Origin of the sequence: Vagococcus acidifermentans, assembly GCF_003987655.1 — a bacterium.
Lineage (GTDB): Bacteria > Bacillota > Bacilli > Lactobacillales > Vagococcaceae > Vagococcus_B > Vagococcus_B acidifermentans.
This window is the reverse complement of sequence record NZ_NGKC01000007.1, coordinates 14,532-41,091: the sequence shown is the minus strand read 5'-3', so window position 1 is coordinate 41,091 and position 26,560 is coordinate 14,532. Positions and strand designations below refer to the sequence as shown.

General features: G+C 40.7%; 26 protein-coding genes, 1 tRNA gene, 2 pseudogenes and 1 riboswitch. Of the genes and pseudogenes, 17 read left to right on the top strand and 12 right to left on the bottom strand.

Going from position 1 to position 26,560, the window contains the following annotated elements:
• Positions 1 to 721 precede the first annotated feature (721 nt).
• Together CBF27_RS07245 and CBF27_RS14125 are read left to right on the top strand one after the other, a co-directional pair.
• The gene (locus tag CBF27_RS07245) at positions 722 to 5,119 is read left to right on the top strand and encodes a DUF11 domain-containing protein (RefSeq protein ID WP_126813656.1); all 4,398 of its coding nucleotides are present in this window, start codon (positions 722 to 724) and stop codon (positions 5,117 to 5,119) included.
• On the top strand, positions 5,116 to 5,277 hold the full coding sequence (locus CBF27_RS14125) for a hypothetical protein (protein WP_170175038.1): 162 nt from the start codon (positions 5,116 to 5,118) through the stop codon (positions 5,275 to 5,277). Before CBF27_RS07245 ends, CBF27_RS14125 begins: the two co-directional genes overlap by 4 nt.
• Before the next feature lie 637 nt (positions 5,278 to 5,914).
• Here the strand turns inward: CBF27_RS14125 and CBF27_RS07240 are convergent.
• Positions 5,915 to 6,942, bottom strand: a pseudogene (locus CBF27_RS07240) (IS3 family transposase).
• 106 nt (positions 6,943 to 7,048) lie between these two features.
• Here CBF27_RS07240 and CBF27_RS07235 point away from each other — a divergent pair.
• Both CBF27_RS07235 and CBF27_RS14615 read left to right on the top strand, forming a co-directional pair.
• Positions 7,049 to 7,342 (top strand): transposase, encoded by a 294-nt coding sequence (locus tag CBF27_RS07235; protein WP_126813655.1) that lies wholly within the window; start codon positions 7,049 to 7,051, stop codon positions 7,340 to 7,342.
• Between the two features lie 163 nt (positions 7,343 to 7,505).
• Positions 7,506 to 7,775, top strand: a pseudogene (locus CBF27_RS14615) (IS3 family transposase); the annotation flags it as partial.
• A gap of 323 nt (positions 7,776 to 8,098) precedes the next feature.
• Here CBF27_RS14615 and CBF27_RS07225 read toward each other — a convergent pair.
• Positions 8,099 to 8,710 carry a TetR/AcrR family transcriptional regulator gene (locus CBF27_RS07225; protein WP_126813653.1) on the bottom strand — a complete coding sequence of 204 codons (612 nt, stop codon included), beginning with the start codon at positions 8,708 to 8,710 and terminating at the stop codon, positions 8,099 to 8,101.
• A gap of 184 nt (positions 8,711 to 8,894) precedes the next feature.
• Between CBF27_RS07225 and CBF27_RS07220 the strand changes: the two genes are divergently transcribed.
• The 4 genes from CBF27_RS07220 (at position 8,895) to CBF27_RS07205 (ending at position 12,044) form a co-directional block, all read left to right on the top strand.
• Positions 8,895 to 10,106 carry an MFS transporter gene (locus CBF27_RS07220; protein WP_126813652.1) on the top strand — a complete coding sequence of 404 codons (1,212 nt, stop codon included), beginning with the start codon at positions 8,895 to 8,897 and terminating at the stop codon, positions 10,104 to 10,106.
• A gap of 346 nt (positions 10,107 to 10,452) precedes the next feature.
• On the top strand, positions 10,453 to 10,953 hold the full coding sequence (locus tag CBF27_RS07215; RefSeq protein ID WP_170175037.1) for a helix-turn-helix domain-containing protein: 501 nt from the start codon (positions 10,453 to 10,455) through the stop codon (positions 10,951 to 10,953).
• Positions 10,954 to 11,121: 168 nt separating this feature from the next.
• Positions 11,122 to 11,592 (top strand): tRNA (adenosine(37)-N6)-threonylcarbamoyltransferase complex ATPase subunit type 1 TsaE, encoded by a 471-nt coding sequence (tsaE, locus tag CBF27_RS07210; protein ID WP_126813650.1) that lies wholly within the window; start codon positions 11,122 to 11,124, stop codon positions 11,590 to 11,592.
• Positions 11,593 to 11,618: 26 nt separating this feature from the next.
• Entirely contained in the window at positions 11,619 to 12,044 is a 426-nt protein-coding gene (locus CBF27_RS07205) for a GNAT family N-acetyltransferase (RefSeq protein WP_126813649.1), read from the top strand.
• 53 nt (positions 12,045 to 12,097) lie between these two features.
• Here CBF27_RS07205 and CBF27_RS07200 read toward each other — a convergent pair whose 3' ends face one another.
• The 6 genes from CBF27_RS07200 to CBF27_RS07175 all read right to left on the bottom strand — a co-directional run bounded on the left by CBF27_RS07200 (position 12,098) and on the right by CBF27_RS07175 (position 15,145).
• Positions 12,098 to 12,541, bottom strand: a complete 444-nt coding sequence (locus tag CBF27_RS07200; RefSeq protein ID WP_170175036.1) for a universal stress protein — start codon at positions 12,539 to 12,541, stop codon at positions 12,098 to 12,100.
• An 86-nt stretch (positions 12,542 to 12,627) separates the two neighbouring features.
• The gene (locus CBF27_RS07195) at positions 12,628 to 13,098 is read right to left on the bottom strand and encodes a YbaK/EbsC family protein (RefSeq protein WP_126813647.1); all 471 of its coding nucleotides are present in this window, start codon (positions 13,096 to 13,098) and stop codon (positions 12,628 to 12,630) included.
• A 122-nt stretch (positions 13,099 to 13,220) separates the two neighbouring features.
• Positions 13,221 to 13,580 (bottom strand): hypothetical protein, encoded by a 360-nt coding sequence (locus CBF27_RS07190; protein WP_126813646.1) that lies wholly within the window; start codon positions 13,578 to 13,580, stop codon positions 13,221 to 13,223.
• A gap of 2 nt (positions 13,581 to 13,582) precedes the next feature.
• Entirely contained in the window at positions 13,583 to 13,855 is a 273-nt protein-coding gene (locus CBF27_RS07185) for a hypothetical protein (protein ID WP_126813645.1), read from the bottom strand.
• A 432-nt stretch (positions 13,856 to 14,287) separates the two neighbouring features.
• On the bottom strand, positions 14,288 to 14,947 hold the full coding sequence (locus CBF27_RS07180) for a CPBP family intramembrane glutamic endopeptidase (RefSeq protein ID WP_126813644.1): 660 nt from the start codon (positions 14,945 to 14,947) through the stop codon (positions 14,288 to 14,290).
• Positions 14,948 to 15,072: 125 nt separating this feature from the next.
• Positions 15,073 to 15,145: transfer RNA gene (locus tag CBF27_RS07175), tRNA-Thr, on the bottom strand.
• Between the two features lie 202 nt (positions 15,146 to 15,347).
• Between CBF27_RS07175 and CBF27_RS07170 the strand changes: the two genes are divergently transcribed.
• Complete coding sequence (locus CBF27_RS07170; protein WP_126813643.1) at positions 15,348 to 16,145, top strand: sulfite exporter TauE/SafE family protein; 798 nt, start codon at positions 15,348 to 15,350, stop codon at positions 16,143 to 16,145.
• A 198-nt stretch (positions 16,146 to 16,343) separates the two neighbouring features.
• Here the strand turns inward: CBF27_RS07170 and CBF27_RS07165 are convergent, their stop codons facing one another.
• The gene (locus tag CBF27_RS07165) at positions 16,344 to 17,084 is read right to left on the bottom strand and encodes an amino acid ABC transporter ATP-binding protein (RefSeq protein WP_126813642.1); all 741 of its coding nucleotides are present in this window, start codon (positions 17,082 to 17,084) and stop codon (positions 16,344 to 16,346) included.
• A gap of 2 nt (positions 17,085 to 17,086) precedes the next feature.
• A complete protein-coding gene (locus tag CBF27_RS07160; protein WP_170175035.1) occupies positions 17,087 to 18,688 on the bottom strand; it encodes an ABC transporter permease subunit in 1,602 nt (533 codons plus the stop codon).
• Positions 18,689 to 18,771: 83 nt separating this feature from the next.
• Positions 18,772 to 18,944: riboswitch (Lysine riboswitch) on the bottom strand.
• Positions 18,945 to 19,083: 139 nt separating this feature from the next.
• On the opposite strand from CBF27_RS07160, the gene CBF27_RS07155 reads away from it, so the two are divergent.
• The 7 genes from CBF27_RS07155 (at position 19,084) to CBF27_RS07125 (ending at position 23,260) form a co-directional block, all read left to right on the top strand.
• A complete protein-coding gene (locus CBF27_RS07155) occupies positions 19,084 to 19,992 on the top strand; it encodes an EamA family transporter (protein WP_126813641.1) in 909 nt (302 codons plus the stop codon).
• 22 nt (positions 19,993 to 20,014) lie between these two features.
• Positions 20,015 to 20,710, top strand: coding sequence for an NAD-dependent protein deacylase (locus tag CBF27_RS07150; protein ID WP_126813640.1), 696 nt, complete (start codon positions 20,015 to 20,017; stop codon positions 20,708 to 20,710).
• An 11-nt stretch (positions 20,711 to 20,721) separates the two neighbouring features.
• Positions 20,722 to 20,994: a chorismate mutase gene (locus CBF27_RS07145; RefSeq protein ID WP_126813639.1), complete on the top strand. Its 273-nt coding sequence runs from the start codon at positions 20,722 to 20,724 to the stop codon at positions 20,992 to 20,994.
• 250 nt (positions 20,995 to 21,244) lie between these two features.
• A complete protein-coding gene (locus CBF27_RS07140) occupies positions 21,245 to 21,523 on the top strand; it encodes a hypothetical protein (RefSeq protein ID WP_126813638.1) in 279 nt (92 codons plus the stop codon).
• Positions 21,484 to 21,795: a hypothetical protein gene (locus tag CBF27_RS14030; RefSeq protein WP_148112282.1), complete on the top strand. Its 312-nt coding sequence runs from the start codon at positions 21,484 to 21,486 to the stop codon at positions 21,793 to 21,795. The genes CBF27_RS07140 and CBF27_RS14030 overlap by 40 nt, the downstream gene beginning before the upstream one ends.
• Before the next feature lie 14 nt (positions 21,796 to 21,809).
• Positions 21,810 to 22,502 (top strand): sensor histidine kinase, encoded by a 693-nt coding sequence (locus tag CBF27_RS07130; RefSeq protein ID WP_126813636.1) that lies wholly within the window; start codon positions 21,810 to 21,812, stop codon positions 22,500 to 22,502.
• A gap of 116 nt (positions 22,503 to 22,618) precedes the next feature.
• Positions 22,619 to 23,260 (top strand): helix-turn-helix transcriptional regulator, encoded by a 642-nt coding sequence (locus tag CBF27_RS07125; protein ID WP_211334634.1) that lies wholly within the window; start codon positions 22,619 to 22,621, stop codon positions 23,258 to 23,260.
• Positions 23,261 to 23,334: 74 nt separating this feature from the next.
• Here the strand turns inward: CBF27_RS07125 and CBF27_RS07120 are convergent, their stop codons facing one another.
• Together CBF27_RS07120 and CBF27_RS07115 are read right to left on the bottom strand one after the other, a co-directional pair.
• Positions 23,335 to 24,705 carry a L,D-transpeptidase family protein gene (locus CBF27_RS07120; RefSeq protein WP_126813635.1) on the bottom strand — a complete coding sequence of 457 codons (1,371 nt, stop codon included), beginning with the start codon at positions 24,703 to 24,705 and terminating at the stop codon, positions 23,335 to 23,337.
• 93 nt (positions 24,706 to 24,798) lie between these two features.
• Positions 24,799 to 25,761: an L-lactate dehydrogenase gene (locus tag CBF27_RS07115; RefSeq protein ID WP_126813634.1), complete on the bottom strand. Its 963-nt coding sequence runs from the start codon at positions 25,759 to 25,761 to the stop codon at positions 24,799 to 24,801.
• Positions 25,762 to 25,988: 227 nt separating this feature from the next.
• Between CBF27_RS07115 and pth the strand changes: the two genes are divergently transcribed.
• Positions 25,989 to 26,558 (top strand): aminoacyl-tRNA hydrolase, encoded by a 570-nt coding sequence (gene pth / locus CBF27_RS07110; protein ID WP_126813633.1) that lies wholly within the window; start codon positions 25,989 to 25,991, stop codon positions 26,556 to 26,558.
• Positions 26,559 to 26,560: the final 2 nt, after the last annotated feature.

The window sequence follows — 26,560 nt, the reverse complement described above, 5'->3', positions numbered from 1 at the left end:
GCTTTAGACTACTAATTACAATAGAACCTATAAAACATATGGCTTATTCATCCCGAATAAGTTTTAAAGATGCTAACTAAAAAAATATATTTCAGAAGCATTTAAATTGTATTTATAAATTGAATGAACTGACTATGTAGTAAAATAAGAGCTAATAGGTTGCGATATTTTACTAAATTAGATGGTATCGATTATTAACCGAGATATTAATCTATGTCGCAGAGGCAAACTTGTGATCTCGATGAGATTAAAAATACTGTGGAAATTATGGGGGTTGTACACAGATAGTTATGATTTCTGTACTTCACCTCGAAAGTCAGATTTTTAGACTAACTTTTTTTAGAGAGCATACGTTTCCCTTTATTAAAAAAACCTAGAAAGATTTCTTGCAGTTAAAAATGTAACTTAAATCAGAAGGTATTTGTTGGATATACGAGATAAAAGTAAGAAATGAAAGAGAACAGAGATATGAAAATATATGAATTCGCTTCCGGACTGTATGTTAATAGTTTTCCGAAGCATAACAGCTGAAACAGTCAAAAAATTCGGAGAATATTAAAAATTTATTTACAAAATAAATAATAGGGGAGCGAAATATGTCTATTTTTTATCGAACTATTAGTTCAACGTTCTTGATTACTGAGAAACTTTTAAAGTGTTTAATTAATGAGAATGTACTATCTAAATTTTTTAATATATTTAAAATGAGGAGGAAGAAAATATGAGAGAAAGTTACACTAAGATTATGAACATAATTACTTTATTAATTATGTTTGTTCAATTTATAATTTCACCAGTTCTAGTTATCGCTGAAACAACTGATGATATTGATCCTAAAATTGACCTAAAAGTAATTAAAAGTGGACAAGAAGAACAAGGGAGTATCGAATTAGAAAAAGGAGACCAATTTACTTTACAATTATCCGGAGATGATTTAGAAAATAAGGAGTTCTTCATAAATCTATCACCGATGTTTAAGATAGTAGAAGAAAGCCAACTAAGTCAGATTCCGTTTTTAGAAGTAGATTATAATGAACTTGAAAATAAACTGTATATACATTCTCATGAAAAAGAAATCCAGAACTTAAGCATCGATTTTTCTGTCGATGATACTGGTAGTCAAGAAATCAGTGCATGGACAGGTTCGAAAAGAATATCTAATGTTTTGTTAGTTAGTGTTATAGAAAGCCAACTAGCAGATAATGATTTAATCGAAAATGAAAATAAGGAGACACCTAATCTTAGAGTAGGTAATTTAAGTTTAGATGTTGATTTGGATAGTCAACAAGTATCAGTTCTTTCCGGAGATGATATTTCCTTAAACTTGACTCTTAAGACAACAGGAATATTTGAGACATATCACAATGTTGATTTAATTGTAGATCTTTCTGAAAAAAATCAATTTTCATGGTTTGAAAATACCAAAGAAAATTTAGAACGATTAGAAATTGCTGATGTTATTCCAGAGTTTGTAGAGAAAGATGATACGAACACTAACCCTAAACTTAAGTATCATTTTGATAAGCTTGATACAGGGCAATTATACAGAAAGACAATTGATTTGAAAACTGCAGAGGGGATTGTTCCCAATAACACTGAAGTAAAGACATTCATCTCATTAAAAAGTGATGAAACCCCAGAGTTTAAAGATGAAGCAACAGTACTTATCGAAGCATCATCTCCGATAAAAAATGACATAGATTATGTAGGAACGATAAAGAATAATGAAAATGTCGATGAAACAATACTTAATCCTAAGAAAAATGATCTATTTGTGCTTAGAGCACAGACTATTCTATCACCTGAGAAAAAGGGAACAATTTTTTTGAAGGATAGTTCATTTATTGTGATAAAAGTGAAATTAGATGACAATCTAGAATACGTTGGTGATAAAGAGATTGACCAAAAATTTGATAGTCTTACAGAGCAAACAGGAGAATGGTCAGAGGAAGAAAAAACAATCAGTTTTAAAGTTCCAATTGATAAATTTAATGTTGATAACTTAGCAGAGTATGATTTCATAAGGGATATTATTGTTAAACCCAGACCTAATACGAGTGTTCCGTTATCAGTAAAAGCAAGTATTAGTGCTTCTGCAGATTATGTTACTAATGATATTCCGAAAGGGAATGAAACTAAAAAAACTTCAATCTATGTTATTAGTGAAACAGTAGACCCACCATCAATTCAAGGTTCTTTGTATCATAGTAGCTTTTATGGGCAGTCTGATGGTAATGGTACTATAATAAATGAACCCAACCCTACTACTGTCATTAATGATACAGATATTATCAGAGTTTCAGGAGACATGAGTCCGAGTATCGGAAATGATATTGCGACTATTAATGATCAAACGAAGAATACAGAAGATTTTGCAGACTATTTAAGAAATAATGTTATTAATGAATCGGTAGGGTATAAAACTTATACTGCAGAATATGAAATACCAACAGATAAGATGATATTTAACTACCTTTCTATTGGAAACCCAATATTAAATCCTATTGCTGGGGCTTCGGCCCAACCACTTCCAAGAGCTCAATCTGCGAATATCGAAATAGAACTAGTAGACGGAACAGTTAAAACAATAAAACATGTTTTTCCAGCCGTGCCGATTGACCAGCACGTTGACAACATGGTCTTTAATAGAGAAGACTTTGGTTTAACCAAAGAACAACTAGTAAAAAAAGCTCGAGTTACTTTTATTGATGCTCCTGGTGGGATAACAGTAAATCCAATAATTTTAGACGGTTCCGCTATTGAAGGGGCAACGGGTAAAGTGAATATACTTTATAGACATTATGGTACGTTTGCAAATGGAGCAAACTTTACTAAGGCTGGTCTTGATAACGGGTATAATCCAACTAGTAATATGGGAGCTCGTGGACCAACCATTGCGCCTCCCGTTGAACCAAAGAGAATAGTAGCAAGCTCTGTCCAATATTTGGAAAATAAGGACGGAGTAATTAATTTAGGGAAAAACAAATTACAAGTTAAGTTTACAAATTTAGACGTTTCAAATCAGTTACTTAAAGGACAATTTCAATCCATTATTTTATTACCTAGAGGAGCATTAGTAAATGAAAATGATGCACCGGACTTTATTTTACATAAGCATAATGCGAAGAAAAATTTGGATAATACAAAATATGAAGTTATAACGGATGAAGGAAAACAAAAAATTAAAATTGATTGGCCTGAAGATGTTGATTTATCAAGAAATAATGCTATAGAAGCAACATTTCCTATTGAAATCCAAGAATATGCAGATTCTAGTCACCAACCCATTTTCTATACAACTTCTACAGTTCCATTTACTAAGAGTAACAGTGAGACAGATCCAAACTTTCAATTTATCGAATCTATAACAGAATCCGTTTCGGTGATTACAGACACCTTTTTAGAATTGGATACAAATGATATCAATGATAATGACAATAAAGAAGAAGTAGTTGTCAGAACTGGTAATCAATATTACTTGATTGCTGACACCGCAGCTATAGTTAAGCAATTTGTTAAGGGCAATAAAGATAATGATTTTATAGATAGTGTAGGACGTGCGACTAATAATGGAAATGTTGAATATAAACTAGAAATCAATTCTTTCAGCAATGTTGATAATTTTATGGTTATAGATAGACTTCCGAGTGTTGGCGATATAAGTATTACGGATATCAAAGACAGAGAAAGCAAATTTGATATTTCTTTATCAGGACCTGTGGAAATCACAGGAGCTTATGCCGATTATTTTCAAGTTTTTTATAGTAGAGAAAAAAATCCAAGTGTTAAAGAATTGATGGATAATGTGCGATATCCGAGTTCTACAACAGAGAAGGTTGAAGATAATCCGACTGTTAAAAATCCGAATTGGCAGAAAACGGTTAGTGAGTGGTCTGAAATTCATAGTTTTAAAATTGTTTTAAAAGAAGGGAAAGTTTTACCTGAAAATAGTAAAGTTGATTTTATTGTTAAAGGATCTATCCCTAGCAAGGAAATAACATATGACCTAACTAATCCGGAAAAAGATATTGATGAACGAGCAGCTTGGAATTCTTTTGCATATGTCATGAATAATGAACAGATTATAGAACCTGCTAAAGTTGGTGTTGTTGTTGATCCTCCACAGATTACCGCAAAGAAATTGGTAAACGGTGTTCAAACGACTCAAGCCAGAGTCGGGGACGTGCTGACATACACAATCAAAGGGATTCACGAAAAAGGCAGCGGCCAGTGGGAAGGCAGTCTGAGTGATACACTGCCGGAGCATTTGACCTATGTCGCAAACAGCACCACCAAAGACGGGGTTGCCCAGCCGGACACAGTCTGGCAAGAAGGGGTATTGACGATTCCGGAAGTGACATTAAACGATGATCACCCTGAAGTAGAAGTGACGTTCCAGGCAACAATTAACGCGGGAGCGTTAGGTACCCAGATTAAAAATACCGGGCACCTGATACCGGCTGAACCACAAGAGCCGCCGGTCCCAACGCCGCCGACCACAACAGAGGTTGTGTATTCACCAGGCGAGCTGGAGGCAACCAAAGGCGTGTTTAACGCCAAGGGAGAAGCTATCCATGGCCAGACAGTCAGAGCTGGCGATATTATAGAGTATCGGATTACAGCCGCTAATCCAAAAGAGGCAACCACGATTGTCAATAATGTCATAGTGAAAGATACCATCCCAGCCAACCTGAGCTATCAAGCCAACAGCCTGAAGGTAACCTATCCAGATGGCAAAACAGCCGACTTAGCAGATGCTTCGGTTACAGGGCAGCAGCTGACAACTGTGAATCTCGGTAGTCTAAAAGGCCAAGAGTCTCTGACGGTCAGCTTTAAGGTGAAGGTCAATCCAGAAGCTAAAGGGTCGCTGGTGAACGTGGCCAATGTGACCGGTACGACACCGCCAGTAACGCCCGGGGCACCGGAAGAACCTCTGACCCCGACAGATCCTTCGACAGAAGTCGAGGTGCCGGGCGGGGTTACCGCAGGTAACCAAAAAGTGTTGCCAAAAACTAATGAGACCACATCATTATGGCTATGCATGTTTGGAATACTATGTGTTTCAATTTTCTTATTGATAATTAGTTGTTATAAAAGTGAGGTAAACAAAAAATTATGAAAAAGATTTTAGTAAGTCTAACGATATTGTTGTTACTAATGAGTGGGTGCAGTAAAGCACCTGATAAAAAAAGAGAAAAAGAAGCTACTTTTCAAAGTGAACAAAAAATAGAAAAAAAGACTAACAGTGCTGAAGTTACGGTAGAAACAGGAAATTAATTATTCTATTTGGTGTTTAAGTGTCAACGACAACGATAAAATGTAATTTGGAGGTGCAGACATAATTCTGAACCAAAAGTTAGGAGAAAATAATATGTATTCACACAGGCTAACACAGAAAATCTGTCGGTAACTTCTGGTAATATTCGCCAAATAATATTACCATCAGTAACATCATTATTACCCTATACTGACATCAATGGTAAACGGTGAATAATCGTAGCGACACGCAAATAGCACCAGATAAGGTATGATTTTGGCACTTCGTCAAATCGGACTGATAGTATCACCTATGAACATCGGAGTAAGGAATAATTTTCCTTCTCCGGTGTTTTTTTATTTTATTTGTAAGTGGGTAATAATCGACCGTCTATTTTTCTCTAACACTTCAGGGTAAACTGTATCTAACAAGTTTATCGGAGGTGTTTTTTTGAGTCAATCATCTAGTATCGTACCAGTCATCCTTAAGGACAACGCTACATCAAAAGCTCCTACCACATCTGTCAAACCTAAATTATGGTATGGCAACCCCTTTTTTGACAAAATTTATAAGGTGTCATTCCTTTTATCATGTTATCCGATTGCCCTTGACAGAGAGCCTCCCCGTCTGTGAGTTTTCACGATCAGCTTCCCAGCTTTAAAAAGTTAGGATCGTTCCCGTGAGGGTATCACAGACGGGCTCACTATCAAGGGACAGCTTCGCCAATTTCTGCGTTCGTATACTGACAGGTGTTTGATAGCCAATTGCCCCATGCAGCCGCCAGTGATTCCACCAATTGACATAATCAAATAACCCTAACTTCAAACTTTCAGGCGTTTCAAACTGATTTGGATACACAAATTCCATCTTGAATGATTTATATGTTGATTCTGCTACCGCATTATCATAAGGACAGCCTTTTTGACTAAGAGAGTGGGCAATACCAAACGTTTCCAGCACATCCGAGATTAGTGCGTTATCGAATTCCTTGCCACGGTCTGTATGAAAGTCGGATATAGGTCAAATCCGTCACGATTTTTTCCAAAGGGCAATCGGATTTAAACTCTCGTTTCAACAGATTTGACAAAGTTGTGTCATTGACAGGCGTTTTATGCGGCTTAAACTGTGCTCTTGTATAATTGGAAACCAATTGTCGTTGACTCATGATGCGGCGGACTTTCCGGCGGCTCACGCAGATGCCTTGTTGGGCCAGGTCTGCTTTGATTTTTCGCGCACCATAATGATAACGACTTTGCTGAAAACTTGTTTCAACTGCTTCCTCTAGGTCACTTTCAGATCGCACTGGTTTAACTTTGTAGTAATAGGTTTGCCGGGAAATGCCCAACGCTCGACACATGCTGATATGGCGTACTTGTGCTTGTTTTGTGAGATTACTTGTCTTTTCGTCCGAATATCAGCGCCGCTTGCTTTAAAATATTATTTTCCATTTTCAGTTTCATATTTTCTTTTCTTAGCTTGCTCAGCTCTTCCTCTTTGGGAGAACGATTATCTTTTTCACTAAATGAGCCACTGTTATCAGCTTGTTTCACCCAACGATCGAATGAAGAACCGGTAAGATCATACTCTCGGATGATTTCCGATCGTGGCTTTCCTGAACGATACAGGTCCACCATTTGTTGTTTAAATTCCTTGGTAAATGTCCGTCTCGGTCTACGTTCTGACATGATGATTCCTCCAGTGTGTTTTATTATAGTTTACTGGACTGTTGGACTGTCTGGATGGGTTATACTTAAGTAGACAGAAAGATAAGCGAATTTGGGAGGCGTAGATATGAAGAGAAGATCTTATTCAAAAGAGTTTAAACGTCAAGCCGTGTTACTCGTTCTAAATGAAGGCAACCCGCCACAAACAGTCGCTAAACAACTGGATGTCCATGTTAATTCCTTATACCGTTGGATAACTGAGTATGAAACGTACGGTGAACGGGCTTTTCCAGGAAAAGGCAGCAGAGAGTTTATCAGGCAGAATCAACTAAAACAGCTTCAGAAAGAAAACCAGGCACTGAAAGAAGAGCTAGAGATATTAAAAAAGTTCCGGGTCTTTCTCAAGAAAAGACCAAGGTGATATTTTCCTTTATTCAAGAAAACAAGGAACGATTATCTGTTGTGCGGGCCTGCAAGTACTTTAATGTATCAAGAGCTGGATATTATGTTTTTTGCCATAGAAAAACCACCGCACTTGAACTGGAAAATGAGACCTTGTCTGCTTACTTGTCGATTTATTTAAACAACACAAAGGCAGGTATGGCGCTAGAAGATTGAAATTTATCTTGTGGAAAGACTATCAACTACGTGTCAGTAGAAGGCGGATCACCCGGTTGTTACATAAGCAGGGGCTTTATACACGAGGTGCCAGACGCAAATATAGACGTCAAATGCAACAGACTCCCCATGTTCATAAAAATTTGATTAACCAAGCATTCAACATCACAGAAAAAAACAATGTATGGTATGGGGATATCACTTATTGTGTTTTGCAAGACTTTTCTACACAATAGGGGGTGCGGACATAATCCTGGACCCAAAAAGCTTCATGTTACTAACGATATGTATCAAAAACGAATGTTTTTGAGAAAATAAAATTTAAGGGAGAATTCTCCCTTAATTTGACAAATGGAATCTTTTAAAAATAGTAAATTACTTTCTATTTTTAAATAATCATAAGTAGTCATAAAACCGTCCTTTCTAGCAACGGACATCAACAGATTCACTAATTTGCAAGTCTTTCACTTCCTGCTCAGTTAGTCTCTCCATGATATCACCTCCTTGCTATATTAATTCGAACGACCATAAGCTTCAATCTATTTTTAGCCTACCTTTATTAATTATGTGTTTTAACATAATTAACAAAGTTATGAACTATTTTCCTTATCTCTGATATTTCAGAAACTGTGGGTATTCTTTGATGAGCTGTGTAATAAATCATTAAGCCTTCTGCTTGAGCCCAGAAAAAAATTGCCCATGTATTTAATATATTTTCATCAATATTTTCCTTTAAATAAACCTTAATCATATCTTTAAAAATCGATAAACTTTTTTTTGATTTATTCTTCAAAATACTTCTTAACTGATGATTATCAAAACTTTCCATCCAAAATTCTAAATTCAGTCTATAGTTAACAATGTCATCATTTGTAATATCACTAAAAATCATATCCCAAAGAGTTAACGCAATTTCCTCAAAAACACCTTCACTATCATTTTGAAGCTTACTATAAAAATGTTTCATCTCTTCAGATTCTTTGGCAATTTCTAAAAACAACTCTTCTTTACTCTTAAAATATGTATAAAATGAACCTTTGCTAATACCAGATTTTTTGCAAATATCATCAACACTAACATCCTTATATCCATTAAGAATGAACAGTTGTTTTGCGTTGCTCAAAATACCATTCATATTCTCTCTTTTTTTATCATCACTAATTTTCGGCATTTTTTCCCTCCTTTTTAAAAACTGACCAGACGGTTTCTTATAGAAAAATTATAGATTAATTTCTTTTAAAAATCAATACTTTCCGAAAATTAAATAATTAAAATTTGCATTAAATATTATAAAACGAACTGACTAGTCAGTTTTGCTATTTTGTGATAATATAATATAAAAAGGAGAAATTATTATGAACTTGCTTAAAACAAATTCATCTTTCAGATACTTATTACTTTTCTCAATAACTTTATTCTCAATCAATCAATTTTTTCTCTTAGCTTTAATTAACATAACTGAGAACACTCAAAACCCTTCTTCTACTTTAGGAAGTGCTATGACACTACTTACTATTTCCAAAATAGTTATCCTTCCAATTTCAGGATACTTGGTAGACTATTTTAAAGAAAAGAAAATTTTATTTTTCAGTTCTATTGTATTTGTTCTATTTTTTTTAATAGTTTTTTGGCAAAGTTCATTCATAGATTACTCAGTGAAAGATATTTATTTTTATGCAATTGTAAGTGGTATTATACTAGGTATGACCCAGCCATCAACATTGTCGATTATTCCTAAAATTATACAGTCTAATCAACATTCTGAAGCAAATAGTTTATTTCAAACTTCTTCACAGTTATCTCAATTTATTTCACCTTCAATAGCTGGTTTTTTTATTGGAAACTTATCTAAAAGTAGCTATTACCTAATAATCATTTTTCTTTCTCTATTTTGCTTATACTTTTCTATAAAAATGAATGTAAACTATACAACAGACTTTAGAAGACCGGTACATACCAATAAAACTTCAATAGCTGAATATAGAATAATTCTTCAAAATAGTTCTATCATTAGTTTACTATTATTAACAGCAATAATTAATTTCTCAACTAGTGGTTCTTTACAAGTCGCTTTACCTATGTTTGTAAATCATGAATTAAATCAAAATACATCTACTTATGGATATTTTATATCTATATATGGATTTGGATCCTTCATAGGTTCATTTGGTTCAATACTTTTTAAAAAGAAACATGAGACTTTATCGCTCTTACTAATTTTCTCAGCTTACTTCGGATTCATTTGGATGATTATTTTACAATGTTTAAATCTTTTTTTTGTAATCACCTTACTACTTCTTTCTGGTATTTTTATTGGAATGATCAATGTTTTATACATGTCTGTTCTCCAAAATAGCACACCTGAACATTTATTTGGGAGAGTTACAAGTGTACAATTATTTTTTTCAACAGTGTTAACGCCTGTATCATTTTTCATTACAGGAAAACTCACTTCACTATATTCAGCTTCAACTATTTTTTCTATAGCTGGTTTACTAATTATATTTATTGTTGTTTTTATCAGTATTCTCAATAAATCAAATCAATATAAAAGCAGCAATCATTAAAATGCTAAAAGCTGGAAATATCGAACCTAAAGAAGCATTGAAATAAATCAGCGCTTCTTTTTCCTTTATATTCAGTAATTATATAGTAATTTTTCTATACGACTCCTCAGAATTTACTATTAAATGTATTTTAGCTTTATTGTCATTAAAACTTATAAACATTTCTCCTGTCTTATCAACCAAATGCCACCTGCCATCATAAGCTCCTCCTCTTTCTCTAGTACTCTAAGTGTACCACGTACAGATAAGCTATTCTTATTTTGCCTTGTGCTATGGATTTAAGTCAATATCGAATTTAAAATATAATACATTATATGTAAACAAAAGTATGCAAAGAGGTGTTAAAATGAATAGTATTCCAGACACGCTAAAAAAAGTGCGTAAGTCAAAAAAATATACGCAGGAAGATGTAGCTAACAAATTGCATGTAACAAGACAAACAATTTCGAAGTGGGAAAATGGAAAGACAACTCCAGATATAAGTACTTTGCAAAAAATTTGCGAAATTTATAGTATTAATTTAAATGAATTTATCTCATCGGATATATCAGATACTAAAAATAATCAAGTAAGTGAACCTGCAAAAGTAAATGAAGAAAATAACATTGTTTTTATGTTTGCATTAATAATGAATGTTACCATCATGATTATTTTACTTTTTAATTTGATACAAAGTTCATTTTTAGCATACTCACATGGAGTGTTTACGTGGGCGATTCTTTTTATTATGAGTATTCTTTTTATTTTGAACATTGGAGCTCTATTTATTAATAAAAATAGTAGACTATACCTCTTTCATCTAGTCTTCCCAATAGTACTACTCATTTTAGCAAACAATCTAGTTTAGATGGACAGGATGCGCGTATATCCTTTCTTATCCTTAATTGTATTTCAATTTCAATTGAAAGAAGAGCATACAAAAATGTAGGAAACGACAATTATAGCGCCTGTTTTTTGTTGCTGGCTTTTTTGCCGACTTCCCGTTATACTGGAAAAAATAGTAGGAGAAAATGAGATGGAATTAATTGTACAAGGAGAGCAGGAAACACTGTCTTTCGGCAAAAAGCTCGGTCAATTCGCACAAGCCGGGGATGTATTCATCTTAACGGGCGACTTAGGTGCCGGCAAAACCACGCTGACAAAAGGTTTTGCGGCAGGGCTTGGCATCACACAAATGATTAAAAGTCCCACCTATACCCTGATTCGCGAATATGATACAGGGCGGTTGCCGCTGTATCACATGGATGTTTACCGGCTGAGTGACGGCGCGGATGAATTGGGGCTGGAAGAATATTTTGAAGGCGAAGGTGTGTGTGTGGTTGAGTGGGGCGAGCTGATCCGCGACATGATTGATGTGCCCTATATTGAACTCACGCTTCAAAAAATCGCCGGTGATGATGAACAGCGGGCGATTAAGCTGACGACACCGGATGACCATCTGCGTCAGCGCCTTGCCGCCTTTCTGGAAAATAAAGAAAACACATAGGAGAGGAAGACACATGCAACACCTGGATGTCGTTATCAGAGAGGCAGTGCCCGCTGATGGTGCCGCGTTTGGCGCAAGAACTGGAAGAAATCGGTCGGACCCCCAATCGGCTGGTGCTGGTCGGCACTGCCGGCGACCGGCTGATCGGGCTTGCGACAGTCACCGGGGCTGACGATGAAAGTGTGCAGCACATTGGCGAAGTCGGAATTTCCGTGTTGAAAGAATTTTGGGGGTTAGGTCTGGGGTCGATTTTACTTGAAGAGGTCATCGACTGGGCACGGCATTCAGGAATCATCCGCCGTCTGGAGCTGAGTGTTCAGGAGCGGAATGAACAGGCAGTCCGGCTGTACCGCAAATTGGGATTCACAACTGAATGCGTGATACCGCGCGGCATGCAAACAGCTGACGGCCGCTTTTTAAACGTGGCTTTCATGAGCCTGCTGATTGATTAGTATGAAAAAAGCAGAAAATGCTGAATTTTTTCAGCGCTTTCTGCTTTTTTTCTTTATTTGACGATGAGAACGTTGCAATGGGCATGATTTAAGATGTACGATGTCGTGGAACCAATCAAGACACGTTCGACCCCGTGTGTCCCGGTTGCGCCCACCACAATCAGGTCGACTTGATGGTGTTTGGCATAGGCAACAATATCGCGCTTTGGTGTTCCGCGTTTCGTCAGAATGTCAACAGTAACGGTCTCAGGGAAATCCAGCTGTTTAGTTAATTCCCGTATTTCTTTTCTTACCCGCATGTCTTCTTCTTTATGGAACTTTTTGATAGCTTCCAACATGATAGTGTCTGAGGGGCTGAATGTGGAAGGTTCAAAGACTTGCATCACCGTGACGCGGCTGACTGCAAAGTCGGCTAGGGAACGGGCATGTTTCAGCGCCTTTTTCGATTGCTCGGAACCGTCGAAACCAACAAGAATATGATGTATGTTTTTAGCCAATGTAAGCGCCTCCTTCAAGCTTATCATATCACACTATCATCAAAAATCGGGCATTTTTTACGCAAAACATCTGCCGTTCAGCAGATTTAATCTTTGCAGACATCAACCCATCCGAGAAAACCGGAGTAAGTTTCAAGCTCTTCAAGCGATAATTCAATGATAGCACTGGTGCTGCCGCAGGCGATAAAAACGGTGTCGACGCGCTTGATAGAATCATCCAGATAGACTTCCACGCCGTCATTGATGACAAATGGGCAAATCGCACCGACCTCGTGTCCGATAACATTCATGGCGCTTTCGGCCGGGACCATCAGCGGGCGTTCATTGAAATGGGCTTTAAATTTTTTATTATCGACTTTTTTATCTCCGGAAGCAACAATCAGAATGGCTTTGTCTTGTTTTTTCAACAGGAAAGAAAGTGTTTTGGCAATTTGCTTCAATTCACATCCCAGTGCGTTGGCGGACATTTCTGCTGTTGCAAGAGATGTATCAAATTCCTGGATTCTGTCAGCTAAATCATAATTGGAAAAGAAGGCACGTACGTTTTCAATCGGCATGATGGACATTCCTTTCTTAAATGAGTGTTAACTCAATCTTACCACAATCCTAAACCAATATATAGACACTGCCTGTTTCATAACAAGACATGTGTCGGCCGATGATTTTGAGTCTGTCTTTTTTAAAAATCAATCCAAGACTGTGTATCGACCAGCTTGATGTGGCGGATGTCCTCGAATGCGATACAGGTGTCCTTGACATACAGCAGACGCTGGTCGTATCCGCTGACCGGTCCGATGATGTCGTCACTAAACCGGTGCTCAAGATCCGATTGATTGGCTTGTACATTGACATGTTTGTTTTTCAGTACAGCTTCGCTGATAACAGCGCTAATCTCATCAAAGGACATCTGTTCCCTGACAGGAATGATTGTATTCCGCTGTGCCGTTTCCGAATCGACATGGGCGGTGTGGTCGGATAAATAGAACCCCATCCATTTCATCATGCCCCGGTCGTGGTATTCACTGTTCAAATAATGCATCATCAAGCCCCCATAACATAAGCCCGCTCAAACGATGTCGGGTTTCTGACCATCATTTTTTCGACGACCAGCTGTCCTCGCCGATTGGCATGACCGAACAGGGCAATTTCTGTTTTGCCGTTCTCCAGAAACAGTAGTTTATTTGCCAGCTGTCTGTCCGAAGCAAGGCAGTTGATTGTTTCGTTGTGCGTCATCAAAGTGAACCTCACCAGCATATCAGGAAAGGAAGAAATCAATTTGATTTTATCGACAATGCCAACATAATTCCGTTTCATGATAATCACACTCCTTGCTTTCATTATACAAACATACGTTTGCTTTGTAAAGCAGGTAACCGTTGATTTGTCACGTCCACGAAAAAAAGGAAGCGGCTAATCGCTTCCTTCCTCATCTTGTTTATTGTAATGTTTGAATAAGTTTGATTCGTTTATACCATTTTTTACGGCCGCTTTTATGACAAAATAGAACACTACGACACCTGCCAGCCAAAAAAGCAATCCAACGAGATTCAAGAAATAACTCATGGTTTTTCCCTCTTTTTTCCGTATGAATGAAGCTGTGAGGAGTTGTCATGGGAGCAAAAGGCGGCGGCCGATTGACAAACGAATCATCCGCTGAATCGTGGAGCAGGTGCTTGCTGCGGGAGGTCAGCTGTCGTGTTGGTTAAAGCAGTGTATTAAAAAAAGAGTCGAAACTTTTTTATACGATTATACCGACATGGCAATCATGGCGATGGCGGCAATCGCGTTATTGAGGAAATGAATCATGATCGAGACTTCCAATTTCTTTGTTTTATAATAAGCGAGCGCCATAACCAGCCCCATGAGCGCATATAATGTAAACTGGAGAATATCTGTTGCGGTGTGGATAAGACCAAAACACGCACTGCCTAAAATAATCCCGACAACCGGCATTTTTTTGAATAATAGGCCAATAAATCCCGCTCTGAATACAATTTCTTCCATAATCGGCGCAGCAACGGCAATCAATAGGAAAAGCAGAAGCGGATGGACACCGCTGAACATGCTGTTAATTACCTGGTCATTGGCACTCATCTCTTGTCCGCTGAACTGCTGGATAAGCAGTGTAAAGACAGTTGCAATAACGCGCAGCAAAATCGTTCCAGCAAGAATAATCAATCCGTTTTTGAGGGTAAGCCATGACATGTCCAAATCTATCAGTTTCAGTTTTTTGGCAAGCCAGACAACTAAAGCGATATTCAGTAAGACAAACACAATCATGGCAATCAGTCCGAAACCTGTCAGCGGTTCACTGGAGAGGGCAAGGGTAACACCAAACCCGACCATACTTAATTGACTTAAAACAAATAAACCAAAAACAATAAAAAAATTTTTAACGTAATGCAACAAATAACCTCCTTTTAGTATGTTTATAGTATCAAATCATGAGGTTATTGTAAATAAAAGTTTAAAAAAATAAAATTGGCTTGACCTAGTTAACAGACTCTAGGTCAAACCAATATCACAAAGTATGCTTGGAACAAGAATCGAACTTGCGACCTACGCATTACGAGTGCGTTGCTCTACCGACTGAGCTATCCAAGCTGGTTAAAAATCATCCGAAATCTATTGTATCGTTTTTTACTTCCAAGGTCAATGGGAAATTATTGTATGATTTCCGTTGATTATAAGGGGATGTCTCCTAAAAAAGTCATACTGGTTTGTGAAGATGTCTTCACTACTGTCTTGGTTAATGCCTAAAACGTGCTAAAATAAAGAGTGACAGAAAGATTAAAGGATAGATGCTATGTTTGGTTATATTGTTTTATACGTATTGATTGTCGGGCTGGCTAATTTGGTAGGGGTCATATCCGGCATGGGTGGAGGTGTCATCATCAAGCCGCTGATGGACAGTTTGCAGGTTCATTCGATGGCGACCATCGACTTCTTTTCCACCGTGGCTGTGTTCACAACGTCGATTGTATCCACAGGCCGGCAGTTGAAAACCGGTGCGCTGGCTTTTTCCCGGCGGCTGCTGTTTATAGCAGTGGGGGCGGGTATCGGCGGAATTGCGGGCAAGATGTGGCTGTCTTATTTGGTCGGCAGCCTGGGCGAGCAGTCGGCAAGCGGCATTCAAATCGCAACGACGATTGTGCTGTTGTTTGTGTCGATTGTCTACACGTTTCGGTTTAAGCACGTGTCCCTTCACCTGAGCCGGAATCACTGGTATTTTTTTGCTTCGCTGTCGCTGGGCCTCTTGTCGTCATTCATGGGGATTGGCGGCGGTCCGATGAACGTTGCGCTGTTCCTCTTTGCGTTTGGTGTGGATATTAAGGTGAGCACGATGTATTCCATCGTGACGATTTTCAGTTCGCAGTTGCTGAAGCTGGCGACGATTGGTGCGGATGTGTTTGCTGCCCGCACTGTAGTGCTTGAGGACACTGGTATTGTGTGGTTCATCATTCCTGCGGCGATTGTGGGCGGTATTATCGGCACGCGTCTCAGCCAGTATCTGTCAGATGCCCAAGTGGAAATCATCTATTTGCTTATTTGTGTGGTGGTGTTAGTTATCAACATGATGAACTTATGGCATCTGATCGGCTGATAGGATTTTGTGGATAAACAGTTGAAAAACACAAAGGTTATCCCCGTTACCTATGGAAAAATGGGAGTAATTCACAGAAAATCTGTGGAAAACTCTGTGGACATTGGGGATAACTTTTGAAAACGGCGGAAAATAAGGACTGGAGTTGTGTAAAAAGGACATGTGGATAACACGCTGTTATCCACATGTCCTTTTTTATTATTTATCTTCTAAAATACGCTGTAGAAATATGTTTGTCCGTTCTTCTTTCGGGTGATGAAAAATCTCTTCCGGCGTGCCTTCCTCGGCGACGACGCCTTGATCCATGAAAATGACGCGGTCAGAAACATCTTCTGCGAATTTCATTTCGTGAGTGACGATAATCATCGTCAAACCTGTGTGAGCCAATGAGCGCATGGTTTTCAGAACTTCTCCGACCATTTCCGGGTCGAGTGCGGATGTCGGTTCATCAAAGAGCATGACGTCAGGGTCCATCGAGATGGCCCGGGCAATGGCGACCCGCTGTTTTTGTCCGCCGGAAAGCTGTGACGGTTTGGCGGAGGCGAATTGTTTCATGCCGACTTTATCCAGATTTTCCAAGGCGATTTTTTCCGCCTCTTCCCGCGAGCGTTTTAGGACTTTCACTTGCCCGACGGTACAGTTTGTCAGGACGTTGTGATTTTCAAACAGGTTGAACTGTTGAAAAACCATGCCGACGTGTGCCCGGTATGCCGGCAGAGAATAGTCGTCAGACAAAATATTGTCGCCGCGAAACAGGATCTCTCCGCCAGTGGGTGTCTCCAGCAGATTGATGCAGCGGAGCAGTGTTGATTTACCTGAGCCGGATGAACCGATGATTGTCAGCACTTCGCCGTCCTTTACAGAAAGGTTGATGTCTTTCAGGACAGCGTGATTGCCGAAACTTTTTTGCAGGTGCCGGATTTGAATCAATTCATTCATGATTAATGTTCCCCTTTCTGTTTGAGCATGGCTTCAGGCTGCTGCACTTGCATCTGGTTGGCATAAGGTGCGTAGTATTCCGTACCGTCCATCCGTTTTTCAAGGTAACGCAGGATACGTGTCACTGTAAACGTCATGACAAAGTAAATGACACAGGCCACGAAAAAGGTATCAAAGAACCGGAAATTGCTGCCCGCGACAGTTTTTGCCTGAAAGAATAATTCCGACACGGCGATAACGTTCAAAACGGACGTGTCTTTGATATTGATGACAAATTCATTACCGGTTGCCGGTAAAATATTGCGGACGACTTGCGGGATAATCACATTCCGCATGGCCTGGAAGTGGGTCATGCCGATGGCTTCGGCGGCTTCGAACTGGCCTTTATCGACTGCAAAGATACCGCCGCGGACGATTTCCGTCATGTAGGCACCGGTGTTGATCGAAACGATGAACAGAGCAGCTGCCAATGGATCGACATCAATATTGAATGCCTGTGCCGAGCCGTAATAAATAACCATTGCCTGAACAATCATCGGCGTGCCTCTGAAAATCTCAATATAAATGCTGAAAAAGGTGTTGAGCAGCTTGAACAGTGTGCGTTTCACAGCTTTTTTCGGCTGCGGAATCGTTCTGAAAATACCGATTGCCATGCCGATAAATGTGCCGACGACTGTGCCGATTAGAGAGATGAGCAGGGTCATACCGGCGCCGCGGATGAACATCATGCCGTTTTCTTTCACGATTTTAACGACCCAGATTTCCTGTTTATCGCTCTCCAGCTGACTTTCTGTGGCCTCATCCATAATAGCGGTGCGCTTATCTTCAGAAATATCGGCGAGAATGGCATTGATTTCTTCTTTAGCAGGGTCATCTTGACGCAGACCAATGGCGATGGCTGTGTCTTCATCAGATGTTTCAAAACCGCTGCCTTCTGCAAACTCGATCATTTTAAAATTGGGATTCAGTTTTTCGGCAGTGACTCCTTCAGGCCGCTCGGTCACGTAGCCGTCGATTTTGCCGGATTCGAGGGCGACACGCATGGCGGGAAAGTTATCCATAGCCGTTTGCTGGTCCGCATCGGGAATCTGGTCAATGACTGAGTAGTGGAACGTATTTAACTGTCCGGTGATACGGGCGTGTTTAAAATCGGCCAGTTGAGAGGCCTGTTCAAAGGCACTGCCTTTTTTCACCAGCATTACCAGGTGCGAGCGGTAGTATGTATCGGTAAAATCAATGGTTTTCTTTCGTTCTTCAGTCGGCGACATGCCGGCAATGATGGCGTCGATTTTGCCGGAAGTCAGCGCCGGTGCCAGTCCGTCCCATTCAGTTTTGACGATGACCAGCTCTTTGCCCAGTCCGTCCGCCACGCGTTTGGCAATCTCGACATCGTAGCCGCCGGCAAACTCCCGGGAGCCTTCGATGGGTACTGCACCGTTGGTCTGGTCGGTCTGGGTCCAGTTGAACGGCGGGTACCCCGCTTCCATTCCGACGCGGAATTGGTTTTGTGCGGCATAGGCAGTGTCTGGTGTTATGATGCCAAGAAGCATCAGTCCCAGCCACAGTACAAAAAGCCGGTAGCTGTTTGTTTTGTTTGTTTTCATGATAAACTCTCCTTTGATGTAATAAAAAAGAAGCAACCAATGAAAGAGGCTGCTTCTTGCTGAATGGACAAAGTCTATCATTCATTAATCGTAGCGCAACTCAGTTGAAACTGAGACAGTGTAAAAGTTATTCACCTTTACCCCAACAACTGTCGGTGAGGCCGGCAGTCATTTCGGCGATGTCTCCTCTGGCCAGTTTCACAGTACCCTCATACTCGACTAGCCGTCTTAGTTCATCGCAACCTCTAGATTGATATTCATTTGTTGTTCTTTAGTGTCACCTATTGTAACATGTTCTCTTTGTAAAGTCATGTCTTTTTTTGCATTGACGAAAGAGCGGTTTTAGGTTAAGTTACTTAGGTAATTATTTTTTTAAAAAAGGAGTCATCGAACATATGTGGTTTATATCAGCATTGGTTGCGACGCTGTCGTGGGGGACAGCAGATTTGTTTTATAAGATAGGAAATAATGAACGGGACCGTTATAGCGCTGCTAAAACGGTGGTGATGGTCGGTCTGGTCATGGGCCTGCACGTCTTTGTCTATTATTTCATGGTTAAAGGTGTCCGCTATGACTGGCACAATCTCATCGTGTATTTACCAGTGTCGGCGATGTATATTTTATCCATGACATTGGGCTATGTCGGTCTGCGTTATATCGAATTGTCGATTGCTTCGCCGATCAGCAACTCGTCGGGTGCGGTATCGGCGCTGATGACGTATTTCTTTTTAAACAGCTCAATGTCGCCGGTTCAGTTTGCGGCCGTCGGTGTCATTTCGGCAGGCATCGTTTTGTTGTCGCTGTTTGAAAAACAGGAGGCCGACAAAGAACTGACGGCAGCTGACAAGGTGCATTACAAAAAGTACAGGCTGAGTGCAATTGCTATTGTTTTTCCGATATTATATTGTATCATTGATGGTGTAGGGACGTTTCTTGACGGCTATTATCTTGAATACCGCCAGCTTTTGTCCGAGGATCAGGGGAATATCAGTTATGAACTGACCTTTTTGATGGTCGGCTTACTGGTCTGGCTGTATCTGGCAGTTGTAAAAAAAGAGCGCATCCGCATTTTCAGCGAACGTGCAAAGGGACTGGCAGCTTGTTTTGAAACATTTGGTCAATTTTTCTATGTCGGGGCGATTGCAACGAATGCGATTGTGGTGGCACCGATGATTTCTTCTTATAGTATTGTTTCGGTGATACTGTCGCGTATTTTTTTAAAGGAAAAATTGTCGGTCAAGCAATATCTTGTTGTTGCCGCAATCATTATCGCAATCGCTGTGTTAGGTTTTTATGACGGGTAGCAAAGAAGAAGGGGGATTCATCATGTCGGATGTTGAAAAAGCGCGTCAGTTGATTCATGAAGCAGAAGTGCTGACGGTGTTGACCGGTGCAGGGGTTTCCACTCCGTCAGGTATACCGGATTACCGATCCCTGACAGGCGTGTATCACGGTCTGGAAAATCCCGAATATTTGTTGAGTCATACATGTCTGATGACTGAACCGGATAAATTTTATAATTTCAATAAATCATTGTACCATCCTGAGGCCGAGCCGAATGTCATTCACAGAAAGTTGAAGCAGCTGGAAGCAGATAAAACAGTTAATATCATCACACAAAACATCGACCAGCTGCATCATAAAGCGGGCAGTACTAATGTGGTCGATTTTCACGGAAATTTATATGACTGCTACTGCACGTCTTGCGGGGCGTCTGTGCCGGTTGAGGAATATTTGGAGAGCTACTGGCATCACGAGTGCGGCGGTCTTGTCCGCCCGAATGTCGTCTTGTACGAGGAAGGGCTGTCACAAGAGGCAATCAGCCGTTCAGTCCAGATGATGACGGAGGCAGAGCTGGTGATGATTGCGGGTACCAGTTTTCAAGTTGTTCCGTTCAGTACATTGATTCAATACAAACGGCCGGACGTGCCTGTTGTGGTCGTTAACCGTGAACCGATTTATTTGTTTGAACCGCATCTCATGGTTACCGGTTCAGCGGAAGATTTTTTTGAAAAACTATAGGAGAGAAATGCATGCTGGAAAAACAACGGGAAAAAATTGACACTCTTGACAAACAACTGGTCAGCCTCATTGAAGAACGTTTTGATGTGGTTCAAGAAGTGGCTGACATTAAGCAGCAGCACAACATACCAGTGCTGGATGATGAGCGGGAGAAACGGGTCATCCAAAAAGTTCAATCGTATGTGAAAAATCCCGAGTACCGCTCTGTTATGGGACAAGTCTTTCAGTCTATGATGGACGTGTCTAAAGACTTTCAAAAGGAAAAGATGGAGAAACAAGACTAGCTTTTAATAAGCAATGCAGGGAAAAACAGACAAGAGGCAGTGTTATGTGCGTGCTTCTTGTCTGTTTTTGGTTAATTCAAGTGCAAAGAGATGCGTAGTTTTTTTAGCGAGAGACGGTAGATGCCAAACTGGAAGAGCCATATGAGTAACATCAGTTGTTTGCGGTCCGGACACGCTGCCCGTCAGCCGCCAGTATAAGCAGGCGCTGGCTGTCGCGTTTGCTCAAAAAATGTTGACATAGGAGGCTGCCATGATTTTATTTAAAACGATATTGCCCGTGATTTTCGGGGGAGGTTCAGCGTATCTGTTGTATCTGCTCGTCCGCAGTTTTTTTCCGCTGAAGACGAATCATCTTTGGAAAGAACTTGTCTTTATCGGTTTTTTGCCAGTAATGACGACCCCTTCTTATTCCAATGAAGGGGTCGAAGTCCTCATGTTTTTTTCACAGCGTTTGCCTTGTCAGTGGTACTGGCATTCGAAGGGACGTTTGTGCAAAAAATCTCTGTTGCCGTTATTTTGTTTCCGGTAGCGCAAGGCAGTAGTTATTTATTTTATGATTTGGGTTTTCAAATCTGGTTGTTGACAGGTGAAAGTCCCGTCATGGACGTCATTTTGCAACATCTGTCATTTTTACTAAAGTTGGTAGTTTGGATAGTGATATACAAACTATTCAAAGACTATGTGAAGGACAGCCGGACATTTTTAAATAATAACATGTGGCTGATTATCGTGCTGATCAGTTTGGCTTCATTTATTTCGCTGCAAACGCTGATTCTTTTGCCCCGCAGCAAGCGGTTTTGATTTAACCAGCTTGTTTGGCATGTATTTTAACCAGTTTAGAAATCATCTATTTAGTTGGCTATATCGCTGAAACAGTTAAAACTGATTTGGCAAACCAGCAGTTGAAACTTCAGGAAGTCTATTATGAGGAACTGGCGGACAATCAATTGGAAATCAGAAAAATCAGACACGACATGAATCATCATCTTAGTGTCATCGCTACTTTGATCGAAGCCGGCGAATATGAAAAAACACAAGATTATTTTAACCAGCTTTCATCGCACGGTAAAGTGTTTTGTCAAAACAGTCTGGTCAATGCGGTCATCAATTCCGAATACAGTAAGTTTCAGGAACAGGGCATTGATATTTTTTTGAATATCGCGATCGATCAACTGCTGGCCATCGACGATATCAGTCTGTGCGCCATCTTTGCCAATACCATGGATAATGCGCTTGAAGCGATTTCAGGTGTGCCCGATCCGGGAAATCGGACAATCAATTTGCAAGCCAGATACCAGAATGGTTACTTCAGCTATAAAATCAGCAACACGAAACAGCATGACATCCAGAAAAACAGTGAAGGTCTGTTGACTACAAAGAAAAATAAAAAAGACCATGGCTATGGTCTCAAGACAGTGGCAGCCATTGTGGAGAAGTATCACGGCACGCTGGATATTTCATATGGCGATGAGGAGTTTTCAGTTTTGATACTAATCGGGGATGGTTAGTTTTTTCTCAGGCTGTCAAAGCTTTTTGACGAGCATGTTGTTATGCGTTAAAGGAATTTGATAGACAAAAGTTCTTCTGGCGGCTATGGTATAAATAGAAAAGGAGCGTGCTGTTAATGGTTATTGGACTTAAAATCAAACAAGCGCGAATCAAAGCTGAACTCACGCAAGAGCAGGTTGCAGCGGCTCTGGGGGTCAGCCGGCAGACAGTCTCTAACTGGGAAAACGGAAAAACATATCCTGATATTGTGAGTGTGGTAAAAATGAGCAGTCTTTATCACATTAGCCTCGACCATCTGCTGAAGGAGGAGCAGCCTCCACATTACTTGGATTATCTAGAAGAAAGCACCAACGTTGTTAACAGCAAAAACAAGCTGTCGCAACTGATTTTAATAGTTGCTTATCTAGGAATATGGGCGTTTTCATTAATCGTCTTTTGGTTTTTTACAAGCGGCTCAGATGCCATGGGGTATGGTGTGATGTTTTTGTGGGTACTGCTGCCGGTTACCACGTTTATCATGTCTCTGGTGATTGGCAAAAACAATTACTGGGGAAGGTGGAAGTGGTTTTCTGTCATTGTGTTCGGTGTTATGTATATGCTTGCCGAGTATGCCACATTCAGTGCTGCCAATATGGTTTCATTTAATAAAATCAACAGTCCGGCTTTTGGCATGATTTTTGCCGGAGCGGCTGTTTCTCTTGCGGGGTTGGGTATCGGCACTGGTATTAATTATTTGAAAGCTAAGAACAATCATTAGGCGGTTTTAAAAGAATTCTGAACTAAAAAAACCAGCAAGGGACTTTTCCTTGCTGGTTTTCATTATCTTTATGATTAGAACACAATCACCGGTGTGCCGACTTCCACCATTTCGAACAATTGCGCCATGACTCCCGGTGGTGTGTTGACACAACCGTGGGAGCCGATAGACTGGTAAGAGCTGCCGCCGTAAGCGCCGGACGGCTGCCACGGCGAGTCGTGGATGCCGACGCCATTCCAGTCGATGGGCATCCAGTAAGCTACCGGTGTACGGTAGTCTTCGCCTACAAGTGTCGCATTACGTTCCTTATTCCAAACGTAGTTGACCGCCGGCGGTGTCGGCGTGCTTGGCTTGCCGGTAATCACCGCTGTGTCCAGTTTCAGCGTGCCGTTTTGATAATACCACATGTGCTGATTTTGCAAGTCGACTTCAATGTACGTATTGCCGATCAGAGGCGATGCGGGCGAACCGCTGCCCTGAAAGGCGGGGACGCGACCGGAAAAATCTTTTCCTTCGAGAATCAGCTTGGTCAGCTGTTCAGTCTCGGTATCCGTTGAAATCGTCCAGCCGTAAGCACCGGCCGGGACCGAGACTTCTCCTCTGCGGGTACTGCTGAACGTGCTTGGGTTGGAGCTGGTATTGTACGTGCTGCCCAGTTTTTCGACAAATGCCCGCACTTTATCATTTTTCAGCGTCACTTTACCGTCTTTGTACATAATCCATGACGCAATATCTTCCGACGGGATGCTGACGTCATTCCCGTTGATTGTATAGGAAGCGTTGATTTTGGCAATGGTGTTGATTTGTTCCAGCTCGTTTTTCAGCTCTTGGCTGTCGGCAGTAATCACAGGCACTTCCTTGAATTCTTCAAGTTCCAGTTTATCAGAGCCTGTAAACAATTCTTTTTCCAACGCTGCCGTGATTTTCGGGATATCCAGAGAATCGCCCTGAACTTCCGGAATGATTTGAAATTGGGTCCCGTCATGCTCGATGGCGGCATTTTTAGTTGCTGTCCGGCTTTTGTTCAGCTCGCCCAGCTGTTCTGCCGTGGAGGCAAGCAGCTGCTGGAGTTTGTCCTTGTCCCATGATGTGACCTTAAGATCGACGGATTCTTGTTTGGCGACATAAGGCAGGAACCACAGCCAAGGATTTTGTTTCTTGAGAGTACTGGCGACAGATGTATCAATGTCATATTGAATCTCCAGATCTTTTTTCTGAATCTGCCGCCACGGTTCACCGTTATCCAAGAGGACAAACGTTTCTTTGTCCATGGTTTTTTTTATGGCAGATGCGGCTTCTTTTTCTGTCATGTTGCCAACAGTGATATTATTAATTTTAGAGTTAGGAAGGAATTTATGCTGAAAATGAACCACCTGGTAACCATAGATCACCATCACAACAATAAGAAGTGCTATAGGTACCATCAGCCATTTTGATTTCTTCATCGTATAAAAAATCTCCTTTAATCAGTAAAATTGTAATCATATTGTAACATAATTGAAAAAGAAAAACCGCATTTTTTATTTTTTGCTGGCTTTTTAGTCTTCTAACGCATCAAAAGCTTCACTCATGACTTTTTTCAATGTTTCAGCAGAAAGAGCCATCTTGTCTTTCTCAGAATCGCTCAATGGAATTTCGATGACGTTGGCAACACCGTCACGGTTAATGATGGCAGGTGCGCCGATAAAGATGTCAGACTGGCCGTATTCGCCGTTCAAATAAACCGAAAGCGGGAAGACCGAGTTTTCATCGTTTAAAATAGCTCTGGTGATGCGCGCCATTGCGACAGCGATACCGTAGAAGGTTGCGCCTTTTTTATCAATGATATCGTATGCTGCGTCACGTACTTTGAAGAAGATGTTGACCAGTTCTTCTTCATCGATTTCCGGATGGGATTTTGTCCATTCGTAAATTTGCAGACCGGCGACATTTGCATGGGACCAGACAGGGAATTCTGTGTCCCCGTGTTCTCCCAGAATATAGCCGTGGACGTTACGGGCATCAACGTGCATCAATTCGGCGATGGCTTGTCTGAAACGGGCAGAGTCAAGTGAGGTGCCAGTACCGATGACTCTGTTTTGCGGAAATCCGGAAAACTTCCAAGTCGCGTAAGTCAAAATATCAACCGGGTTGGTCGCAACTAAGAACACGCCGTCAAAACCGGAAGCCACAACGTTGGAGACGATGTCTTTAAAGATGCGCAGGTTTTTGTTGACCAGATCAAGACGTGTTTCGCCTGGTTTTTGTGCCGCGCCGGCAGTAATCGCAACGATGTCGGCATTATGGCAGTCAGAATAGTCCGCGCTGTATATTTTCTTAGGTGAGGTAAAAGCCAGCGCGTGGGACAAGTCCATTGCGTCTCCTTCAGCTTTGGCCGTATTGACATCAATAATTCCGATTTCCTGAGCAATGTTCTGGTTGACCAGGGAAAATGCATAGCTGGACCCTACCGCTCCGTTTCCAATCAAAATCACCTTTTGATGTTTAATAGTGTTTGTCATGTAAATTACCTCTTTCTTGTTCCCAAAAAGGGATACTTTTTTCTCACACATTATAACACTGGCAATCAGAGGTGTCATGAAATAAGGATTAATTTTTTTCGACCAAAATGAGAAGTTATTCTTCTGAATTGTACTGCCACTATGATATACTGGTTGAGAGTCTGGGCATAGAAATATGCTCAGTTATTTTGGGTTGCTTTCGAAACTGTTGAAAAGGAGACATATAAGTGAAGCTAATTGTTGGATTGGGAAATCCAGGTGCAAAGTACCAAGCGACAAAACACAATATCGGGTTCATCACACTGGATGAACTGGCCTATCAGGAGAATATCCGGTTTACCAAACACCAGTTTGAGGCAGACATCGCAGAATTCTTTGTCGGCGGCGAGAAGGTATTGCTGGTAAAACCTCAAACATTTATGAATGAATCAGGCCGCTCGTTAAAGCCGCTGATGACCTACTATCAAGTACCGCTTGACAATGTGCTGGTCATCTATGACGACCTGGATTTGAAGATTGGCGATATCCGTTTGCGCGAAAAGGGCGGTGCAGGCGGCCATAACGGCATCAAGAGCCTCATCAGCCACTTGGGCACGAATGAGTTCAAACGAATCAAAGTCGGCATCGACCGGCCGCATGCGACCAAAGAAGTCGTGCATTATGTATTGAGCCCGTTTCCGAAGGCAGTGCATGAAGACATGCTGGCGGCGGTCAAAAAAGCGGCCGAAGCGGCACGCTACTGGCTTGAAGGCCACAGCTTTTTGGATGCCATGACGCATTATAATAGTAGAAAATAGAG